Annotated in this window: 14 protein-coding genes; 6 read left to right on the plus strand and 8 right to left on the minus strand. The window is 67.2% G+C overall.

All coding sequences use genetic code 11. The features are described from left to right. Position 1: 1 nt before the first annotated feature. The 5 genes from glgB (at position 2) to V9L20_RS10185 (ending at position 9,662) form a co-directional block, all read left to right on the plus strand. Positions 2–2,173 carry a 1,4-alpha-glucan branching protein GlgB gene (glgB, locus tag V9L20_RS10165; protein WP_337296673.1) on the plus strand — a complete coding sequence of 724 codons (2,172 nt, stop codon included), beginning with the start codon at positions 2–4 and terminating at the stop codon, positions 2,171–2,173. A 4-nt stretch (positions 2,174–2,177) separates the two neighbouring features. Continuing rightward, the gene (gene glgX, locus V9L20_RS10170; protein ID WP_258503651.1) at positions 2,178–4,256 is read left to right on the plus strand and encodes a glycogen debranching protein GlgX; all 2,079 of its coding nucleotides are present in this window, start codon (positions 2,178–2,180) and stop codon (positions 4,254–4,256) included. Positions 4,257–4,339: 83 nt separating this feature from the next. Continuing rightward, positions 4,340–5,638, plus strand: a complete 1,299-nt coding sequence (gene glgC / locus V9L20_RS10175; RefSeq protein ID WP_337296496.1) for a glucose-1-phosphate adenylyltransferase — start codon at positions 4,340–4,342, stop codon at positions 5,636–5,638. Between the two features lie 17 nt (positions 5,639–5,655). Next, positions 5,656–7,137 carry a glycogen synthase GlgA gene (glgA, locus tag V9L20_RS10180; RefSeq protein ID WP_337296497.1) on the plus strand — a complete coding sequence of 494 codons (1,482 nt, stop codon included), beginning with the start codon at positions 5,656–5,658 and terminating at the stop codon, positions 7,135–7,137. Positions 7,138–7,178: 41 nt separating this feature from the next. After that, positions 7,179–9,662: a glycogen/starch/alpha-glucan phosphorylase gene (locus V9L20_RS10185; protein ID WP_337296498.1), complete on the plus strand. Its 2,484-nt coding sequence runs from the start codon at positions 7,179–7,181 to the stop codon at positions 9,660–9,662. 145 nt (positions 9,663–9,807) lie between these two features. Here V9L20_RS10185 and V9L20_RS10190 read toward each other — a convergent pair whose 3' ends face one another. The 4 genes from V9L20_RS10190 to V9L20_RS10205 all read right to left on the minus strand — a co-directional run bounded on the left by V9L20_RS10190 (position 9,808) and on the right by V9L20_RS10205 (position 12,598). Further along, positions 9,808–10,278, minus strand: coding sequence for an ExbD/TolR family protein (locus V9L20_RS10190; RefSeq protein ID WP_337296499.1), 471 nt, complete (start codon positions 10,276–10,278; stop codon positions 9,808–9,810). 20 nt (positions 10,279–10,298) lie between these two features. Then, positions 10,299–11,000 carry a MotA/TolQ/ExbB proton channel family protein gene (locus V9L20_RS10195; RefSeq protein ID WP_258503644.1) on the minus strand — a complete coding sequence of 234 codons (702 nt, stop codon included), beginning with the start codon at positions 10,998–11,000 and terminating at the stop codon, positions 10,299–10,301. A gap of 96 nt (positions 11,001–11,096) precedes the next feature. Next, a complete protein-coding gene (gene dapB / locus V9L20_RS10200; RefSeq protein ID WP_337296500.1) occupies positions 11,097–11,945 on the minus strand; it encodes a 4-hydroxy-tetrahydrodipicolinate reductase in 849 nt (282 codons plus the stop codon). Between the two features lie 89 nt (positions 11,946–12,034). Then, a complete protein-coding gene (locus tag V9L20_RS10205; RefSeq protein WP_258503641.1) occupies positions 12,035–12,598 on the minus strand; it encodes an outer membrane protein assembly factor BamE in 564 nt (187 codons plus the stop codon). Positions 12,599–12,685: 87 nt separating this feature from the next. Here V9L20_RS10205 and fur point away from each other — a divergent pair, with 87 nt between their 5' ends. Continuing rightward, positions 12,686–13,105 (plus strand): ferric iron uptake transcriptional regulator, encoded by a 420-nt coding sequence (fur, locus tag V9L20_RS10210; RefSeq protein WP_126748814.1) that lies wholly within the window; start codon positions 12,686–12,688, stop codon positions 13,103–13,105. A gap of 100 nt (positions 13,106–13,205) precedes the next feature. On the opposite strand, the gene hprK is transcribed toward fur, so the two are convergent. From hprK to V9L20_RS10230, 4 genes are all read right to left on the minus strand, one after another. Continuing rightward, positions 13,206–14,165, minus strand: a complete 960-nt coding sequence (hprK, locus tag V9L20_RS10215) for an HPr(Ser) kinase/phosphatase (protein WP_258503639.1) — start codon at positions 14,163–14,165, stop codon at positions 13,206–13,208. 108 nt (positions 14,166–14,273) lie between these two features. Beyond that, a complete protein-coding gene (locus tag V9L20_RS10220; RefSeq protein WP_126748816.1) occupies positions 14,274–14,741 on the minus strand; it encodes a PTS sugar transporter subunit IIA in 468 nt (155 codons plus the stop codon). A gap of 180 nt (positions 14,742–14,921) precedes the next feature. Beyond that, on the minus strand, positions 14,922–15,251 hold the full coding sequence (hpf, locus tag V9L20_RS10225) for a ribosome hibernation-promoting factor, HPF/YfiA family (RefSeq protein WP_126748817.1): 330 nt from the start codon (positions 15,249–15,251) through the stop codon (positions 14,922–14,924). A 224-nt stretch (positions 15,252–15,475) separates the two neighbouring features. After that, positions 15,476–17,593 carry an ATP-dependent helicase gene (locus V9L20_RS10230; protein ID WP_337296501.1) on the minus strand — a complete coding sequence of 706 codons (2,118 nt, stop codon included), beginning with the start codon at positions 17,591–17,593 and terminating at the stop codon, positions 15,476–15,478. Positions 17,594–17,680 lie beyond the last annotated feature (87 nt).

Raw genomic sequence — 17,680 nt, forward strand, 5'->3', positions numbered from 1 at the left:
CATGCCACCGATGCTGCTGCCCGAACGCGAAGCGCGCGCACTGATGCGCGCCGAACACGGCGACCCGTTCGCGGTGCTCGGGCCGCACGAGACACGTGACGGCCTGCAGGTGCGTGCGCTCTTGCCCGGCGCGCACAGCGTGGCGGTGATGCACACGCGCACGGGCTGGCCGTTGGCCATGCTCGCCCGGCAAGACGGCACCGACATCTTTTCGGGCCTGGTGCCGGCGGCGGAGGCGCTGCTGGGCTATTCGTTCCAGATCGACTGGGGCACGCACACCTCGCGGCTTGAAGACCCTTACCGCTTTCCGTTCGTGCTCGGCGAAACGGACGTGTGGCTGCTGGCCGAGGGCACGCACCTGCGGCCGTGGGAGCGGCTGGGCGCGCACCTGCGCGAGATGAATGGCGTGAAGGGCGTGGCGTTTGCGGTGTGGGCGCCGAACGCGCGACGCGTGTCGGTGGTGGGCGACTTCAACAACTGGGACGGCCGGCGCCACATGATGCGGCTGCGCCGCGAGTGCGGCGTGTGGGAAATCTTTGCGCCGCACGTGGCCACCGGCGACAGCTACGAGTTCGAGATTCTTTCGTCCGAAGGCGAGGTGCTGCGCAAGGCCGACCCGTTTGCTTTTTCTTCGCGCCTGCGGCCTGAAACCGCCTGCGTGGTGGCGCCGCTGCCCGCGCCGGTGGCCATGCCGCCCGATCGGGCGGCGGCCAACAGCCGCCATGTGCCGATCAGCATCTACGAAGTGCACCTGGGTTCGTGGCGCCGCAAGAACGGGCACGAATGGCTCGACTACCGCGAGCTGGCAGACACGCTGGTGCCGTATGCGCGCGACATGGGCTTCACGCACATCGAGCTGCTGCCGGTGAGCGAGCATCCGTTCGACGGCTCGTGGGGCTACCAGCCCATCGGCCTGTATGCGCCCACCTCGCGCTTCGGCACGCCGGGCGACTTTCGCCACTTTGTCGAAACCGCGCATGCGGCGGGGCTGGGCGTGATCCTCGATTGGGTGCCCGCGCACTTTCCCACCGATGCACACGGCCTCGGCCGCTTCGACGGCACCGCGCTCTATGAATATGCCGACCCGCGCGAAGGCTTTCACAACGACTGGAAGACGCTCATCTTCAACTACGCGCGCACGGAGGTGCGCAACTACCTGGTCGGCAATGCGCTGTACTGGCTCGAACGCTACGGCGTGGATGGCCTGCGCGTCGATGCTGTCGCCTCCATGCTCTACCGCGACTACAGCCGCAAGCCCGGCGAGTGGGTGCCCAACGCCTATGGCGGACGCGAGAACCTCGAGGCCATCGGCTTCCTTAGGCGCATGAACCACGTGGTGGGCGTGGAGCGGCCGGGCGCCATCACGCTGGCCGAGGAGTCGACGAGTTTTCCGGGCGTGACGCGGCCGCCCGAGGACGGCGGCCTGGGCTTTCACTACAAATGGAACATGGGCTGGATGAACGACACGCTCGCCTATGCGGGCACCGACCCCGTCCACCGCAAGCACCATCACCAGCAGATCACCTTCGGGTTGATGTATGCGCACAGCGAGAACTTCGTGCTGCCGCTGTCGCACGACGAGGCGGTGCACGGCAAGGGCTCGATGTTCGGGCGCATGCCCGGCGACGAATGGCAGAAGTTCGCGGGGCTGCGCAATCTCTACGGCTACCTGTGGGCTTATCCGGGAAAGAAGCTGCTCTTCATGGGGAGCGAATTCGCGCAGGTGGCCGAATGGAACGCCGACCGCAGCCTGGACTGGCACCTGCTGGAGCACCCGATGCACCAGGGGGTGCGCCGTCTGGTGCGCGATCTCAACAACGTGTACCGGCACTTCCCTGCCCTGTACGAGCTCGACACCGAAAGACCCGGCTTCGAGTGGATCGTGCACGACGATGCCGACCAGTCGGTGTTCGCCTTCGTGCGCCGGGCGCGGGACGGCTCGTTCGTGGTGGCGGTGTGCAACTTCACGCCGCTGCCGCGTCACGGCTATCGGCTGGGGGTGCCCGCGGCGGGCGCATACCGCGAGGCCATCAACACCGATGCCGCGGTGTACGGCGGCAGCGGCGTGGGCAATGGCCTGGTCGAGAGTTCATCGACCCGCTGGCACGGCAAGGACCATGCAATCGAAATCAGCGTGCCGCCCTTGGCCACGGTGATGTGGGTATTGGCTTGAAACGATGCTGAATACGGGCTCCCCTTTTCCCCTTGGTGCAACGCTTTCGCCGAACGGCGTGAACTTTGCGCTCGTGGCTCCGAACGCCGAGACTGTCGAGCTTTGCCTGTTCGACGCGACGGGCCGCAACGAACAGCAGCGCATCCGGCTGCCAGCCTTCACCGACGGCGTCTGGCACGGCCTGCTGCCGAGCGGCCGCGCCGGGCTGGTCTACGGCTTTCGCGTGCACGGCCCCTGGGCGCCGCACGAGGGGCAGCGGTTCAACGCCGCCAAGGTGCTGCTCGACCCGTATGCGCGCGAGATCGTCGGCGCATACGACGGCAGCGACCTGTTCCTGGGACAGGATCCCGCGAGCCCGGACCAGCGGAGCACGCGCGACAACGCGGCCGTGGCGCTCAAGGCCCGCGTGGCGGCGGCCGGCGGCACGGCGGCAGCCCCGGGCCATGCCCGCATTCCGGCCGGCGAGCGTGTGCTCTACGAACTGCATGTGCGGGGACAGACCCGGCTGCACCCCGCCGTGCCCGCCGCATTGCGCGGCACCTACGCCGGTTTGGCCGAACCCGCGGTGCTCGACCACCTGCAGTCCCTCGGCGTGACCACGCTGAGCCTGATGCCCGTGCAGCACCGCGCCGACGAGCAGCGGCTGCTCGCCATGGGCCTGAGCAACTACTGGGGCTACAACACCATCGGCTGGTTTGCGCCCGAGGTGCGCTACTGGAGCGGCCGCCCCGGCACCACGCCGGCCAGCGAGTTCCGCGCCATGGCCGACGCGGTGCATGCGCGCGGCATGGAGCTGGTGATCGACGTGGTCTACAACCACAGCGCCGAGACCGACGAGTTCGGCCCCACGCTCTCGCTGCGCGGCATCGACAACGCGCTGTACTACCACCTGCGTTCGGACGACCGCGCGCTGTATGCGAACTGGACCGGCTGCGGCAACTGCCTCAACCTGGCCGAGCCGCGCGTGCTGCAGCTGGTGATGGACAGCCTGCGCCATTGGGTTCGCGAACTCGGGGTGGACGGCTTCCGCTTCGACCTGGCACCGGTGCTGGGGCGCGGTGCCGATGGCAACTTCGACCCGCGCGCGCCCTTCTTCGCGGCCGTTGCGCAAGACCCGGTGCTCTCGCGCACGCTGCTGATCGCGGAGCCCTGGGACATCGGCGCGGGCGGCTACCGCTTGGGCGAATTTCCGCCGGGCTGGCTCGAGTGGAACGACCGCTATCGCGACACGCAGCGCGGCTTCTGGCTGCGGCAAGGGCGCGGGGGCGCAGCGGGCCTCGGCGATTTTGCGCATCGCTTCACCGCCTCGAGCGCGCAGTTCGCCCACCACGGCCGCGCACCGACCGCCAGCGTCAACTTCATCACGGCGCACGACGGCTTCACGCTGCGCGACCTGCTGAGCTACGAAGAGCGGCACAACCTCGCGAACGGCGAAAACAACCGCGACGGCCATGCCCACAACCTGGGCAACAACTTCGGGGTCGAAGGACCGAGCGACGACCCCGCGGTGCTGGCCGAACGCGGCCGGCTGCAGCGGGCGCTGCTCGCCACGCTGCTGCTCTCGCAAGGCACGCCCATGCTGCTGGCCGGCGACGAGCTCGGTCACACCCAGCAAGGCAACAACAACGCCTATTGCCAGGACAACGAAACCACATGGCTCGCGTGGATCGGCACGCACGAACCCGCAAGCGACGCCGCTCGACTGAGCGCCTTCGTTGCGCGGCTCATCGCCCTGCGCCGCGAAGCGCCCGCGCTGCGCAGCACGCGGTGGTGGCCGGCGCGGCAGGCACCGGGAACACCGGGCATCCGCTGGCTGCGGCCCGACGGATCGCCCATGCAGGAAGCCGATTGGAACCACGGCACGGCGCTTGCAATCCTTTTCGAAGCCGAGGCGACGGATGGAACGGCCTGGCTGGTACTGGTGAATGCGGGGGCGCAAGCCGTTTCATTCGCACTGCCTCCCGGTGCGTGGCGCTGCCGGCTCGCGACCGACCCCGAGGCGGACGCCGGTAGCAACCCAGACCGGACCCGTGCGGGCACGGTGCAAGTGCCTCATTCGAGCTTGTGGATTGCAAGAACGTAGGAGCCAGCCGTGCGGCACGGTGCTAGGCTGATTGCGGAAACCCTGACGACGACGAGACGACCCGACAACGAACGGAGACCCAAATGGACAACAACAGCACGCCGCAAGCGCCCCTGCAGGCGCATCAACTGGTTCGCCGCACCATCGCGCTGGTATTGGCCGGCGGGCGCGGCTCGCGCCTGAAGCAGCTGACCGACCGGCGGGCCAAGCCGGCGGTCTACTTCGGCGGCAAGTTCCGCATCATCGACTTCGCGCTGTCGAATTGCCTCAACTCCGGCATCCGGCGCATGGCGGTGGTCACGCAGTACAAGTCGCACTCGCTCATGCGCCACCTGCAGCGCGGCTGGAGCTTCCTGCGCGCGGAGCTCAACGAAATGGTCGACGTGCTGCCCGCGCAGCAGCGCACGGGAGACGAGCACTGGTACCGAGGCACGGCCGATGCGGTGTTCCAGAACCTGGACATCATCCAGACCCGCTCGACCAAGCACGACTACGTGGTGGTGCTGGCCGGCGACCACATCTACAAGATGGACTACTCGATCATGGTCAAGGACCATGCCGAGCGCGGCCTGGGCTGCACGGTCGGCTGCATCGAGGTGCCGCGCATGGAAGCCACGGCTTTCGGCGTGATGGCCATCGACGACGGCCGGCAGATCACCGCCTTTCTCGAAAAGCCGGCCGATCCACCCGCCATGCCGGGCCATCCCGATGTAGCGCTGGCCAGCATGGGCATCTACGTGTTCGACTCCGAATACCTCTACCAGCTGCTCGAGGAAGACGCCGCCAACCCCGATTCGAGCCACGATTTCGGCAAGGACATCATCCCGCGCGCCGTGGCGCAGGGCCGTGCGCTGGCGCATCCGTTCGGCATGTCGTGCGTCACCCGCGCCTCGCGCGGGCCCGACGCCAAGGCCTACTGGCGCGACGTGGGCACGATTGATGCATTCTGGGCAGCCAACCTCGATCTGGCCTCGATCACCCCCGAGCTCGACATCTATGACACAGACTGGCCCATCTGGACCTACCAGCGGCAGTTGCCGCCGGCCAAGTTCGTGCTCGACCGGGACGGCAAGCACGGCATGACCGTCAACACCATCGTCTCGGGCGGCTGCATCGTCTCGGGCTCCAAGGTCAGCAGCTCGGTGCTGTTCTCGGGCGTGCGCATCCATTCGTTCTGCGAAATCAACGAGGCGGTGCTGCTGCCCGATGTCGAGGTGGGCCGCGGCGCCCGGCTCAGCAAGGTTGTGATCGACCGCGGCTGCGTGATTCCCGACGACATGGTGATCGGCGAGGATGCCGCCGCCGATGCCGCCCGCTTCGAGCGCACCGAAACTGGCGTGGTGCTGGTCACGCGCGAAATGCTCAAGCGACTGGCTGCCTGAGGCCGCACCGCTCCACGATGCGAATACTCCAGGTCAGCGCCGAACTCTTTCCCCTGCTCAAGACCGGCGGCCTTGCCGACGTGGCGGGCGCGTTGCCGATCGCCCTCATGGCCGCGGGGCAGGACGCGCGGGTGCTGCTGCCCGGCTTTCCGGCCATTGTGGCCGGCGTGCGCGACCTGGCTCTGGTGGGGGAGCTTGCCGCGCCGTGGGGCGAACGCTTCGCCCTGCTCGCGGGGCGCATTGCCATCGACGGCAACCCGCCGATTCCCGCCTACGTGATCGATGCGCCGGCGCTGTACGACCGGCCCGGCAACCCCTACGAAGACGCCACGCGCCAGCCCTACGGCGACAACCATCGCCGATTCGCATTGCTGGGCTGGGCGGCGGCGCAGCTGGCACAGGGGCTCGACCCCACGTGGCAGCCCGAGGTCGTGCATGCGCACGACTGGCATGCGGGCCTGGCGCCGGCCTACCTGCACTTTGCGCGGCAAACCGGTGCGCCCCGCGTGGGCAGCGTGTTCACCGTGCACAACCTGGCCTACCAGGGCATTTCGGCGCCATGGAACTTTGCCGATCTTGGCCTGCCTGGGCCGGCATTCCACATGAACGGGCTCGAATACCACGGCCAGGTGTCGTTCATGAAAGGCGGCCTCTACTTTGCGGACCGCCTGACCACCGTGAGCCCGACCTACGCGCGCGAGATCCAGACGCCCGAGCAGGGCTTCGGGCTCGACGGCCTGCTGCGCCTGCGCGGCAATGTGCTCACCGGCATCCTCAACGCGGTGGACGACAAGGTCTGGAACCCGGCCATCGACACGGCGCTGGTGCAGGGCTATCACACGCCCGAAGGCCGCCACATGGCGGGCAAGGCGCGCTGCAAGGCAGTGCTGCAGCATCAGCTGGGGCTGGCCGTGCGCGCCGATGTGCCGCTCTTCATCCTCGTGAGCCGGCTCACCGAACAGAAAGGCCTGCACCTGGTGCTCGGCGGACTCGACGCCCTGCTGGCCGAAGGTGGCCAGCTTGCGCTGCTGGGCAGCGGCGAAGCCTGGCTCGAAGAAGCCTTTCGCCAGCGCGCGGCAGCGGCGCCGCAGTCGGTCAGCGTCACCATCGGCTACAACGAATCGCTGGCGCACCAGCTCTTCGGCGGCGGCGACGTGACGCTGGTGCCTTCGCTTTTCGAGCCCTGCGGCCTCACGCAGATGTACGGCCTGAAATACGGTAGCCTGCCGCTGGTGCGCCGCGTCGGCGGCCTGGCCGATACAGTGGTCGATTGCACGCTCGAAGACCTGGCCAGCGGCGACGCCACCGGCTTCGTGTTCGACCGCTTCGACGCCGCCGACTACAACCGCGCGCTGCGGCGCGCCTTCGCTCTTTACCAGCGCGCGCCGGACTGGCGGCGGGTGCGCGGCAACGCCATGCGGCGCCCGGCAGACTGGGCCAGCGCAGCCGCCCAATACATCGAGGTGTACCGGCAGGCGCTCGAGCCCGCGGCCGCCTGATTGCGCCACGGCGCACAACCCACAACCATTTACCGAAGCCCATGACCATCAAAGACTTCGCCTATGACCATCCCGACCGCGACGTGGCCGCCTTCAAGCGCGCAGTTGCCAACAAGCTCATCTACGCCGTCGGCAAAGACCCCGTGGCGGCTAGCCAGGACGACTGGCTGATTGCCACCTCGATGGCGGTGCGCGACCAACTGGTCGAGCGCTGGATGGCGACCACGCGCGCCAACTATGCGCAAGACCTGAAGCGCGTTTACTACCTCTCGATGGAGTTCCTGATCGGGCGCACCTTCACCAATGCGCTGCTGGCGGTCGACCTGTACGACACGGTGCGCGATGCGCTCGCCGACTTCGGCGTCGACATGGCGGCGCTGTCCGAGCGCGAGCCCGACGCGGCGCTGGGCAACGGCGGCCTCGGCCGGCTCGCGGCCTGCTTTCTCGACTCGATGGCCACGCTCGGCGTGCCGGGCATGGGCTACGGCATCCGCTATGAATACGGCATGTTCCGCCAGCGCATCGTCGACGGCCAGCAGGTGGAAACGCCCGACTACTGGCTCACGCGCGGCAACCCGTGGGAGTTTCAGCGGCCCGAGGTGAACTACCGCGTGCGCTTCGGAGGCCACGTGCAAAGGCGCGAAGGCACCAATGCTCCCTACGGCGCGGCCGACTGGGTCGACACGCACGACGTGCTGGCCGTGGCCTACGACACCATCATTCCGGGCTACGGCACGCAGGCCACCAACACGCTGCGGCTGTGGTCGGCGCGCGCCACCGAGGAGATCGACCTCTCGGCCTTCAACCGCGGCAACTACATGGCGGCGGTGGAGAGCAAGAACCACTCCGAGAACGTTTCGCGCGTGCTCTACCCCGACGACTCCACGCCGTCGGGCCGCGAGCTGCGGCTGCACCAGGAGTATTTTTTCTGCAGCGCGAGCGTGCAAGACCTGCTGCGGCGCTACCTGCGCAACCACAAGACCTTCGACCAGCTGGCCGACAAGGTGAGCATTCACCTGAACGACACGCATCCGGTGCTCGCGGTGCCCGAGCTCATGCGCCTGTTGCTCGACGAGCACGGCCTGGCGTGGGACGTGGCCTGGGCCCACACGCAGAAGGTGTTCAGCTACACCAACCACACGCTCATGCACGAGGCGCTCGAGACCTGGCCGGTCGAGATGCTGGGCCGCATCCTGCCGCGCCACCTGCAGATCATCTACGACATGAATGCGAAGTTTCTCGCGGCCGTGACGCAGAAGGCCGGCAACGATGTCGAGCTGCTGCGCCGGCTGTCGCTGGTCGACGAAGCGGGCGAGCGCCGCGTGCGCATGGCGTACGTGGCCGTGCTCGCAAGCCATTCGATCAACGGCGTGTCGGGGCTGCATTCGGAACTCATGAAGCAGTCGATCTTTGCGGACTTCGCGAAGATCTTTCCGGAGCGCTTCAACAACAAGACCAACGGCGTGACGCCGCGGCGCTGGCTCGCGCAGGCCAACCCGCCGCTCGCGAGCCTGCTCGACCAGCGCCTGGGCAAGGGCTGGCGGCGCGATCTTTCGCAGCTCGAGGCGCTGCGGCCGATGGCGGTGCAGCCGCCCTTCGCGCGCGCATTTCGGCATGCCAAGCGCGAGAACAAGCTGCGCCTGGCCAACTGGGTGGAACAGCACATGGGCCTGGTGCTCGACACCGACGCGATGTTCGACGTGCAGGTGAAGCGCATCCACGAATACAAGCGGCAGCTGCTCAACGTGCTGCACGTGATCACGCGCTACCACCGCATCCTCGATGCGCAGACCGCGGGCGGAACCGTCGACATCGTGCCGCGCGTGGTGGTGTTCGCGGGCAAGGCGGCATCGGCCTACCAGATGGCCAAGCTCGTGATCCGGCTGATCAACGACGTGGCGAGCACCATCAACAACGACGCCCGGGTGGGCAAACTGTTGAAGGTGGTGTTCCTGCCCAACTACAGCGTGAGCCTGGCCGAGGTGATCATGCCCGCGGCCGATTTGTCGGAGCAAATTTCCACGGCGGGCACCGAGGCCTCGGGCACGGGCAACATGAAGTTCGCGCTCAACGGGGCGCTCACCATCGGCACGCTGGACGGCGCCAACGTGGAGATGCGCGACAACGTGGGCGCGGAGAACATCTTCATCTTCGGCAACACCACGCCCGAAGTGGCCGACATCCGCGCGCACGGCTACCAGCCGCGCGACATCTACGAAGCCAACCCCGAGCTCAAGCGCGTGCTCGATGCCATTCGCGACGGCGCGTTCTCGCACGGAGAGACGGCGCGCTACCAGGGCATCTTCGATGCGCTGGTGAACTGGGGTGACCACTATCTGCTGCTGGCCGACTACGCGAGCTACGTCGCAAAGCAGGCCGAAGTCGATGCGCTGTACCGCGACTCGGACGCATGGACGCGCATGGCCATCCTGAACGTGGCGGGCATGGGGGCGTTTTCATCGGACCGCACGATCGCGGAGTACGCGCATGAGATCTGGCGCACCAAGCCGGTGGTGCTGGGCTAAGTCGAGCCTTCGGTATTTCTCCCTCCCCCGCTGGGGGAGGGCCGGGGTGGGGGCACGACGGCGCTCAATGAACCACTGCCGTGAATCGGAAGCCGCTGTGCCCCCATCCCAACCTTCCCCCCAAAGGGGGAAGGAGCAAAGCCACTCAGCGTGGTTTTGCCGACGCCGCCTCGGCCTCGGTCACAAACCCGATGCGGCTGAGGCCCGCCTTGTTCGCAATGCCCATGAGCGCCACGACCTTGCCGTAGGGCACGGTCTGGTCGGCGCGCAGCTGCACCTCGGTGTCCTTGCTGTCGGCGGCGGCTTTCTGCAGCCGGGAAGCCAGCTCTTCATCGGTGACCGCCTGGTCGTTGAAGAAGACCTTGCCCGATGAATCGACCGACACGCTCACGAACTTGGGCGTGTCGTTGGGCTGGCCGGCATCGGTCTGCGGCAGGTCGAGCTTGATCGAGCTTGCCATCAGCGGCGCGGTGATGATGAAGATCACCAGCAGCACCAGCATCACGTCGACCAGCGGCGTGACGTTGATGTCGGACAGCGGCCGTTGTCCGCCGGCGCCTGTCGCGCGCCCGCCGCCAGCAGCACTGCTGCCGAGCGAGGTGCGACCGAAGGCCATGTGTGCCGAGCCCCGTTCGATCAGGCCGAAACCGGCATCGGCCTTGCGGGCGGCGGCGCGGCAGGTGCCGGCGCGCTTCCGAAGCTGCCGAGCAGGTCGTGCGCAAAGCCCTCGAGCTCGGCCTCGACGCGGCCGATGACGCGGCCGAACACGTTGTAGGCCAGCACGGCCGGAATGGCCACGGCCAAGCCGAAAGCCGTCATCACCAGCGCCTCGCCCACCGGGCCCGCCACCTTGTCGATGGTGAAGCCGCCCGATTGGCCCGCAATGCCCGAGAGCGCGCCGTAGATGCCCCACACCGTGCCGAGCAGGCCGACGAACGGGGCGGTGGCGCCCACCGTGGCCAGCAGGATCTGGCCGGACTGGAGGCGGCGCAGCGCACCGTGCAGTGCTTCGCGCAGGGCCCGCGTGAGGCGCTGATTGCGGTCGCCGGTGGCACCGAGGGTTGCGCTGTTCACTTCGGCGGCGGCATTCTTGATGGCGCTCACCGCCGGCAGCACCAGCGTGGCGCGGTCGAAGGCCTTGAGCCGCTGTTCCGCATCGGCCAGCGTGGCCGATTGCCAGAACGCCGCAATGCTGCGCAGCACGTCGCGCGTGCCGCCGCGCAGCAACCAGGCTTTCCAGAGAATGACGACCCAGCTCGAGATCGACATCGCGAGCAGCAGCGCGGCCACCGAGCGGCTGACGCCGTCGCCCTGGGTCAGCAGTTCGAGCACGCTCATCGGTTGCGGCCGCCGCCGGGCCGCCCCAAGGCGAGCCGCGCCTCACCCACGGGGGGTGGCGAAACACACGAAGTGGTAAGCCGGGGGGCCGTCATTTCAGCGCAGGCCGAGCACGTCGAACATGTCGAAGAGGCCCGACTTCTGGCCGGCCAGGAAGCGCACGGCGCGCAGCGCGCCCTGTGCGTAGGTCACGCGGCTGGCGGACTTGTGGGTGATTTCGATGCGCTCGCCGGTGCCGGCGAACAGCACGGTGTGGTCACCCACGATGTCGCCGCCGCGGATGGCCGAGAAGCCGATGGTGGAGGGGTCGCGCTCGCCGGTGATGCCTTCGCGTGCGTAGACGGCGCATTCCTTCAGGTCGCGGCCCAGCGCATCGGCAATGACTTCGCCCATCTTGAGCGCGGTGCCCGAGGGCGCATCGACCTTGTGGCGGTGGTGCGCCTCGATGATCTCGATGTCGTAGCCGGTCGACATGGCCTTGGCCGCCATTTCGAGCAGCTTGAAGGTGACGTTGACGCCCACGCTCATGTTGGGCGAGACCATGATCGCGATGTCCTTCGAGATCTCGGCGATTTCGGCCTTTTGCGCATCGCTGAAGCCGGTGGTGCCGATCACGGCCTGCACGCCAAGCTCACGGCAGATGGCCAGGTGCGCGAGCGTGCCTTCGGGGCGCGTGAAGTCGATGAGCACCTGCGCATCCTGCAGGCCGGTGCGCAGGTCGGAGACGATCGGCACGCCGCTCGTGAAGCCGAGGAAAGCGGCCGCGTCGGCGCCGATGGCGTCGCTGCCCGCCATGTCGAGAGCGCCGGCAAGGCGGCAATCCTGCGCCTCGCGCACCGCCTCGACCAGCATGCGGCCCATGCGGCCCGAGGCTCCTGCAATTGCAACGCGCCGGAGGGCGGGCGTGGAAGACTCGGAGATGGAAGAAGAAATGGATTCAGTCACGCAGGTTCAGCCTTTGAAATGGGGCATGGAGACCGGCACGCGCCCGCCTGACTCGGCGGGTGCGCCCGCCCTCGCTGGTTGGCGCGTGCTCAGCGCGCCGCTTCGAGCGGGGGATACGCCGCCGGCAGCGGCGGCAGGTTGGGGGCAGCAGCGGTGGCCTCGGCCTTCTTGCTGCTGTCTTCCTTGGGAGCGAATTTCTTCAGCTCTTCTTCCGTGGCTTCGAGCGGCGGAACCTTGCCGCTCTTCTTGCGGGTGTCGAGCGTGGCGACGAATTCTTCTTCGCTCGGCATGGGGTCGCCCTCGAAGCGGTCGAGCAGCTCGCCCTTGAAGAAGACCGTGAGGCGGCGTTCCTGCGGGTCGACGCCCTGGCGCTTGATGGTGAAGACGTAGTCCCAGCGGTCCTTGTGGAAGACGTCGGTCAGGAGGGAAGTACCGAGGATTTCACGCACTTGCTGGCGCGACATGCCGGGCTTGAGCGCCTCGACCTGTTCCTTGGACACGAAATTGCCCTGGACCACTTCGACCTTGTAGGGCGTGATGGCCGCAAGCGCACCCCGCGTGCGATCGCTGAAACCGCTGCAGGCGCTGAGGCAGAACGTCGCTGCGACGGCCGCGGCCAGCAGCCAGGGACGGCGTTGGAGAATGGCAGGCATGGGAGAAAAGAGGGGTAGCGATATGATCGGCCATTGTAGCGGCTGGCCCCTTGGGGGCCTGTCCGCAGACCGGGCGCAGGAACCATCATGGCCAATATCGACGAACTCAAGAATACCGGCCTCAAGGCCACATTGCCACGCCTGAAGATCCTGGAGATCTTCCAGACCGGCAGCCAGCGCCACATGACGGCCGAAGACGTGTTTCGCGTGCTTTTGAACGAGCACTCCGACATCGGCCTGGCCACCGTCTACCGCGTGCTGACGCAGTTCGAACAGGCCGGCATCCTCGAGCGCAGCCACTTCGAAAGCGGCAAGGCGGTGTACGAGCTCAACGAGGGCACGCACCACGACCACCTGATCTGCACGTCATGCGGCAAGGTGGAGGAGTTCTACGACGCCGAGATCGAGCGCCGCCAGCAGATGATTGCCAAGGACAAGGGCTGGATCCTGCAGGACCACGCCATGTCGCTGTACGGCCTCTGCGCCGATTGCGTCAGCAAGCGTTAGCCCCCCGGCTTTTCACTTCGCTTCGCTGCGTGTGACTCCACCCCCCGAGGGGGAGGCGCGGACCGCCTTGGGGCGGCCCGGCGGCGGCCGCATCGCTCGGTCAGTCCCCGTCGCGGCCGCTTTCCATGGCCTTGTGGTGGCGCGCCACGAAGTCGGCATAGGTGTCGATGCCGCGCAGCTGCAGGATCGAATTGCGCACCGCAGCCTCCACTAGCACGGCGATGTTCCGCCCGGCCACCACTTGGATGATGACCTTGCGCACCGGGATGCCCAGCACGTCCTGCGTGAGCGGCGCGGAAGGCATGCGCTCGTAGTCGCGCTCGAAGCTGTCGCGCCGCACCAGGTGCACGATGAGCTTGAGCCGCATCTTCCGGCGCACCGCCGTCTCGCCGAAGATCGCGCGGATGTCCAGCAGGCCGATGCCGCGCACTTCCAGCAGGTTCAGCAGCAGGTCGGGGCAGCGCCCTTCGATGGTGTTCTGGTTGATGCGGTAAAGATCGACCGCGTCGTCGGCCACCAGGCCGTTGCCGCGCGAAATCAGCTCCAGCCCGAGCTCGCTTTTGCCGAGCCCCGATTCGCCGGTGATCATCACGCCCATGCCCAGGATGTCCATGAACACGCCGTGCATCGAGGTGCGCTCGGCGAAATGCTTGGACAGGTACGCCCGCAGCAGATCGATCACGAAGGCCGACGACTCGCGGGTGGCAAACAGCGGCAACTGGGCGCGCTCGCAAATCGATAGCAACTCGTCCGGCGCGGCCTGCCCGTCGGCCAATACCAGCATCGGCGGCTCCAGCGTGACGATGCGGGCAATGCGCCGGGCGCAGTCTTCCTGGCTGCCGCGCGTCAGGTAGGCCACCTCGCGGGCCCCCAGGATCTGCACGCGGTACGGGTGGATGTAGTTGAGATAACCGACCAGGTCGGCCGCCGACTGCGCGCGGCTGATGACTTCGGGGTCGAATTGGCGTTCGGAGGCGCCGAGCCCTGCGAGCCACTCCCAGCGGAGCGAGCCGCGGAATTCCTCGAACATGGCATCGGCGCTGATGACGGTCGGCTTCATGCGTGCGGGAGATGGCGCTCAGCGCCTAGTGTTGGAGCAGGCCAGAATAACCCGGAACCGGCACTGCGGGGCCGCTGCTGCGGCACCTTGAGGGTGCGGAGAGCACCTCTACGCGACTTGCGTGGACTGCCAGCCGGCAATGAGCCCGTGCAGCGCGGCGGCGTCGGTGCTCGACTTGATCTGCTCGCGCAGGCCGGCGTCGCTCAGCAGCTCGGCAATTTCGGAGAGGATTTCAAGGTGCTTCTGGGTGGCCGCCTCGGGCACCAGCAAAAAGATGAGCAGGCCGACGGGCTGCTCGTCCGGCGCGTCGAACCCGATCGGATTTGCCAGCTGGAAGACGGCGGCCATCGGCGCCTTGAGGCCCTTGATGCGGCCGTGCGGAATGGCAACCCCGTGGCCGAGCCCGGTGGAGCCCAGGCGCTCGCGCGCAAACAGGCTGTCGGTGATCAGGGCACGGCCCAGGCCGTGAAGGCTCTCGAACAACAAGCCTGCTTCTTCGAAAGCACGCTTCTTGCTCGTAGCGTCAACGCTCACGAGGACTTGAGCGGGCGGCAGGATGGACGCGAGGCGATTCATGGTGGGTGCGGGGCGGGGGCGATTATGCACCTGCTTGGTAAAAACCCCCAGTCCGGTTACTTACTTTTTATCTACATGTTGTCCAGAGGCCCGTGGATCAAGGGCCGAAAAGACGTAATAAAAAGCAAAAGCCGCCCGAAGGCGGCTTGGTGCGGGCCGGCCGCAGCCGGCGCCCTGCCCTTACATCACGCGCTTGGGCGCCGCGTGATGGTGGTCTTGCAGGCGGTCCTTGTGGCGCACCACTTGCCGGTCGAGCTTGTCGACCAGCTCATCGACCGCGGCGTAGAGATCAGCGTGGCTCGATTCCGCGAACATGTCATTGCCTTTGACGTGAATGTTGCATTCCGCCTTTTGCCGGCGTTCCTTTTCCTTCTGCTTTTCCACCGTAAGGATCACCTTGACATCGACCACCTGGTCGAAATGCCGAGTGATCCGGTCCAGCTTGCTCGTGACGTAAGTGCGCAAGGCAGGTGTGACGTCGAGGTGATGACCGCTGATCGTCAAATTCATGAAAGACCTCCTGGAATTGACGGTTGGGGAAATGGCCAGCACTCCGGAATGAAGCGTGGCCGGCGACATACAGATGAAATGGGTGCGGGGGAGAGAAAGAGAAGAAGAGAAAGAGGAGAAGGTCGATTCACTATGCCCAAGCTGTCACGGTATTGCAATACCTGAGTTGCCCGGGGGGTCGCGCTGGCTCCTCGCCCGGTTACAGGCGAAATCTGACCTTGTCTTCAGTTCCAGGCGGCGCGCATGCGGTTGCGCAGGTCGATCACCGCGGCTGGCGGCGGCACGGCGGGCGGCCGCTCCGGCGGGGGCGGCCAGGTCTGTTGCTCGAAGCCCGCAAGGTCGCGCTCGGAAATGAAACGCGTGCGGTTGGCATAGAGATGCCGGTCGCCGCGCACGGCCTGCTGCGTGACGTAGAAGCGCTGCGGCACCAGCAAATGCAGGTGGTCGCGTGCGCGGGTCATCGCCACATAGAGCAGGCGCCGCTCCTCTTCGAGCTCGTGCGCGCTCTGCGCCACGTCGGCCGGCAGGCAACCGTCGACCACGTTGAGCACATGCACCGAGTTCCACTCCTGTCCCTTGGCCGAATGGATGGTCGAGAGGATCAGGTAGTCCTCGTCGAGCAACGGCGGCCCCGGGCGGTCGCTGGTGGCTTCGGGCGGATCGAGCGTGAGCTCGGTCAGGAAGCGCTCGCGCGAGCCGTAGCCCGCCGCAAGCCGCGCAAGCTGCTCGATATCGCCGCGCCGCACGCCCGAGGTGTCGTCATACAGCCGCTCCAGGTGCGGCAAGTACCAGCGAACCGCCAGGTCCACATCGGCGGGCCATGGCAGCGAGGGCGTGCGCAGCGCGGCATACGCCTCCGCGAACACCGTCCACTCGGCGCGCGCCGCGGCCGGCGGCACGAAGTCGCGCACGGCCGCGGCCGGGTCGGCCGCCTGGTCCATGGCGTCGAGCAGCCGTGCGCCGGTGGCGGGGCCGATGCCCGGAATGAGCTGCGTCACGCGAAACCCCGCCATGCGCCCGCGGGGGTTTTCGGCGAAGCGCAGCACCGCGAGCAAGTCTTTGACGTGCGAGGCCTCGAGGAACTTGAGGCCGCCGTATTTCACGAACGGAATGTTGCGGCGCGCCAATTCGAGCTCGAGCGGCGCGCTGTGCGTGGAGGTGCGAAAAAGCACCGCTTGCGACTTGAGCGCGAGGCCGCCTTCGCGGTGCTCCAGCACCTTGTCGGCCACCCACACGGCTTGCTGTGCCTCGTCGGGCACCAGCACCAGTTGCGGCCGGCCCGCGGACGGCTTGTCGGTCCAGAGCGTCTTGGCATGCCGTTCGGCGGCTTGCGCGATGACCCGGTTCGAGACGTCGAGGATCGGCTGCGTCGAGCGGTAGTTGCGCTCCAGCGTGACGACGCGCGCAGCCTGCGAAAACTGTGAGGGAAAGTCGAGGATGTTACGGACCGTTGCGCCCCGAAAAGAGTAGATCGACTGCGCATCGTCGCCCACCACCGTCACGCCGCGTCCGTCGGGTTTGAGCGCAAGAAGAATCGAGGCCTGGAGCAGGTTGGTGTCCTGGTATTCATCGACCAGTACGTGGTCGAAGCGCGCGCCGATCAGGTCGGCCAGCGCAGGCTCCGCCACCATTCCGGCCCAGTAGAGCAACAGGTCGTCGTAGTCGAGCACGTTCTGCTGCTGCTTGGCTTCCACGTAGGCGCCGAACAGGCGCTTGAGCTCGGCTTCCCACTCGGCGCACCAGGGAAAGGCTTCGGACAGCACCTGGGCCAGCGGCGCCCGCGTGTTGACGCAACGCGAGTAGATCGAAAGACACGTGCCCTTGCGCGGAAAGCGGTTCACGCTGGTCGACAGGCCGAACTCGTGGCGCACCAGGCCCATCAGGTCTTCGGCGTCGCCCCGGTCGTGAATGGTGAAGTTGTCGTTCAAGCCGATGTGGGCGGCGTATTCGCGCAGCAAGCGCGCGCCGATGCCGTGGAAAGTGCCGGCCCAGGGCAGCGCCGGCGGCTTTTCGGACTTGAGCCCCAGCACGCGCGCCAGCACCTGGCCCGCGCGGCGCTCCATCTCTTGTGCGGCGCGGCGCGAAAAGGTCAGGAGCAGCAGGCGCTGCGGATCGACGCCGCCGGCGATCAGGTGCGCCACACGGTGCGCCAGGGTGCTGGTCTTGCCGGAGCCCGCACCGGCAATCACCAGTAGCGGACGCTCGTCGCGGCCGACCAGGGTGCCCACGCCATGCTCGACCGCGGCGCGCTGCTCGTCGTTGAGCGCGCCAAGCGCGGCGGCCAGGCGCTCGGCCTGCGTGGCACCGGGGGCAGAAAAAACGGGGAGCGCAGCGGTCTGCATGCCCGTGACTTTACTGTATGTCCATCCAGATCGGCGAGGCTGCCGTCATATGGCCGATGACATAATCGCGCCTCGCTGCAACTGGAG

The sequence above is a fragment of the Variovorax sp. CCNWLW225 genome (genome assembly GCF_037204045.1).
Lineage (GTDB): Bacteria > Pseudomonadota > Gammaproteobacteria > Burkholderiales > Burkholderiaceae_C > Variovorax.

What these genes read in the sequence shown, in the direction of transcription:
- V9L20_RS10230 (WP_337296501.1), bottom strand. Translation starts at nt 17,593, where the DNA reads ATGCAGACCGCTGCGCTCCCCGTTTTTTCTGCCCCCGGTGCCACGCAG.
- glgC (WP_337296496.1), top strand. Translation starts at nt 4,340, where the DNA reads ATGGACAACAACAGCACGCCGCAAGCGCCCCTGCAGGCGCATCAACTG.
- V9L20_RS10205 (WP_258503641.1), bottom strand. Translation starts at nt 12,598, where the DNA reads ATGCCTGCCATTCTCCAACGCCGTCCCTGGCTGCTGGCCGCGGCCGTC.
- glgX (WP_258503651.1), top strand. Translation starts at nt 2,178, where the DNA reads ATGCTGAATACGGGCTCCCCTTTTCCCCTTGGTGCAACGCTTTCGCCG.
- V9L20_RS10190 (WP_337296499.1), bottom strand. Translation starts at nt 10,278, where the DNA reads ATGGCCTTCGGTCGCACCTCGCTCGGCAGCAGTGCTGCTGGCGGCGGG.
- hprK (WP_258503639.1), bottom strand. Translation starts at nt 14,165, where the DNA reads ATGAAGCCGACCGTCATCAGCGCCGATGCCATGTTCGAGGAATTCCGC.
- glgA (WP_337296497.1), top strand. Translation starts at nt 5,656, where the DNA reads ATGCGAATACTCCAGGTCAGCGCCGAACTCTTTCCCCTGCTCAAGACC.
- V9L20_RS10220 (WP_126748816.1), bottom strand. Translation starts at nt 14,741, where the DNA reads ATGAATCGCCTCGCGTCCATCCTGCCGCCCGCTCAAGTCCTCGTGAGC.
- hpf (WP_126748817.1), bottom strand. Translation starts at nt 15,251, where the DNA reads ATGAATTTGACGATCAGCGGTCATCACCTCGACGTCACACCTGCCTTG.
- V9L20_RS10185 (WP_337296498.1), top strand. Translation starts at nt 7,179, where the DNA reads ATGACCATCAAAGACTTCGCCTATGACCATCCCGACCGCGACGTGGCC.
- fur (WP_126748814.1), top strand. Translation starts at nt 12,686, where the DNA reads ATGGCCAATATCGACGAACTCAAGAATACCGGCCTCAAGGCCACATTG.
- glgB (WP_337296673.1), top strand. Translation starts at nt 2, where the DNA reads ATGCCACCGATGCTGCTGCCCGAACGCGAAGCGCGCGCACTGATGCGC.
- V9L20_RS10195 (WP_258503644.1), bottom strand. Translation starts at nt 11,000, where the DNA reads ATGAGCGTGCTCGAACTGCTGACCCAGGGCGACGGCGTCAGCCGCTCG.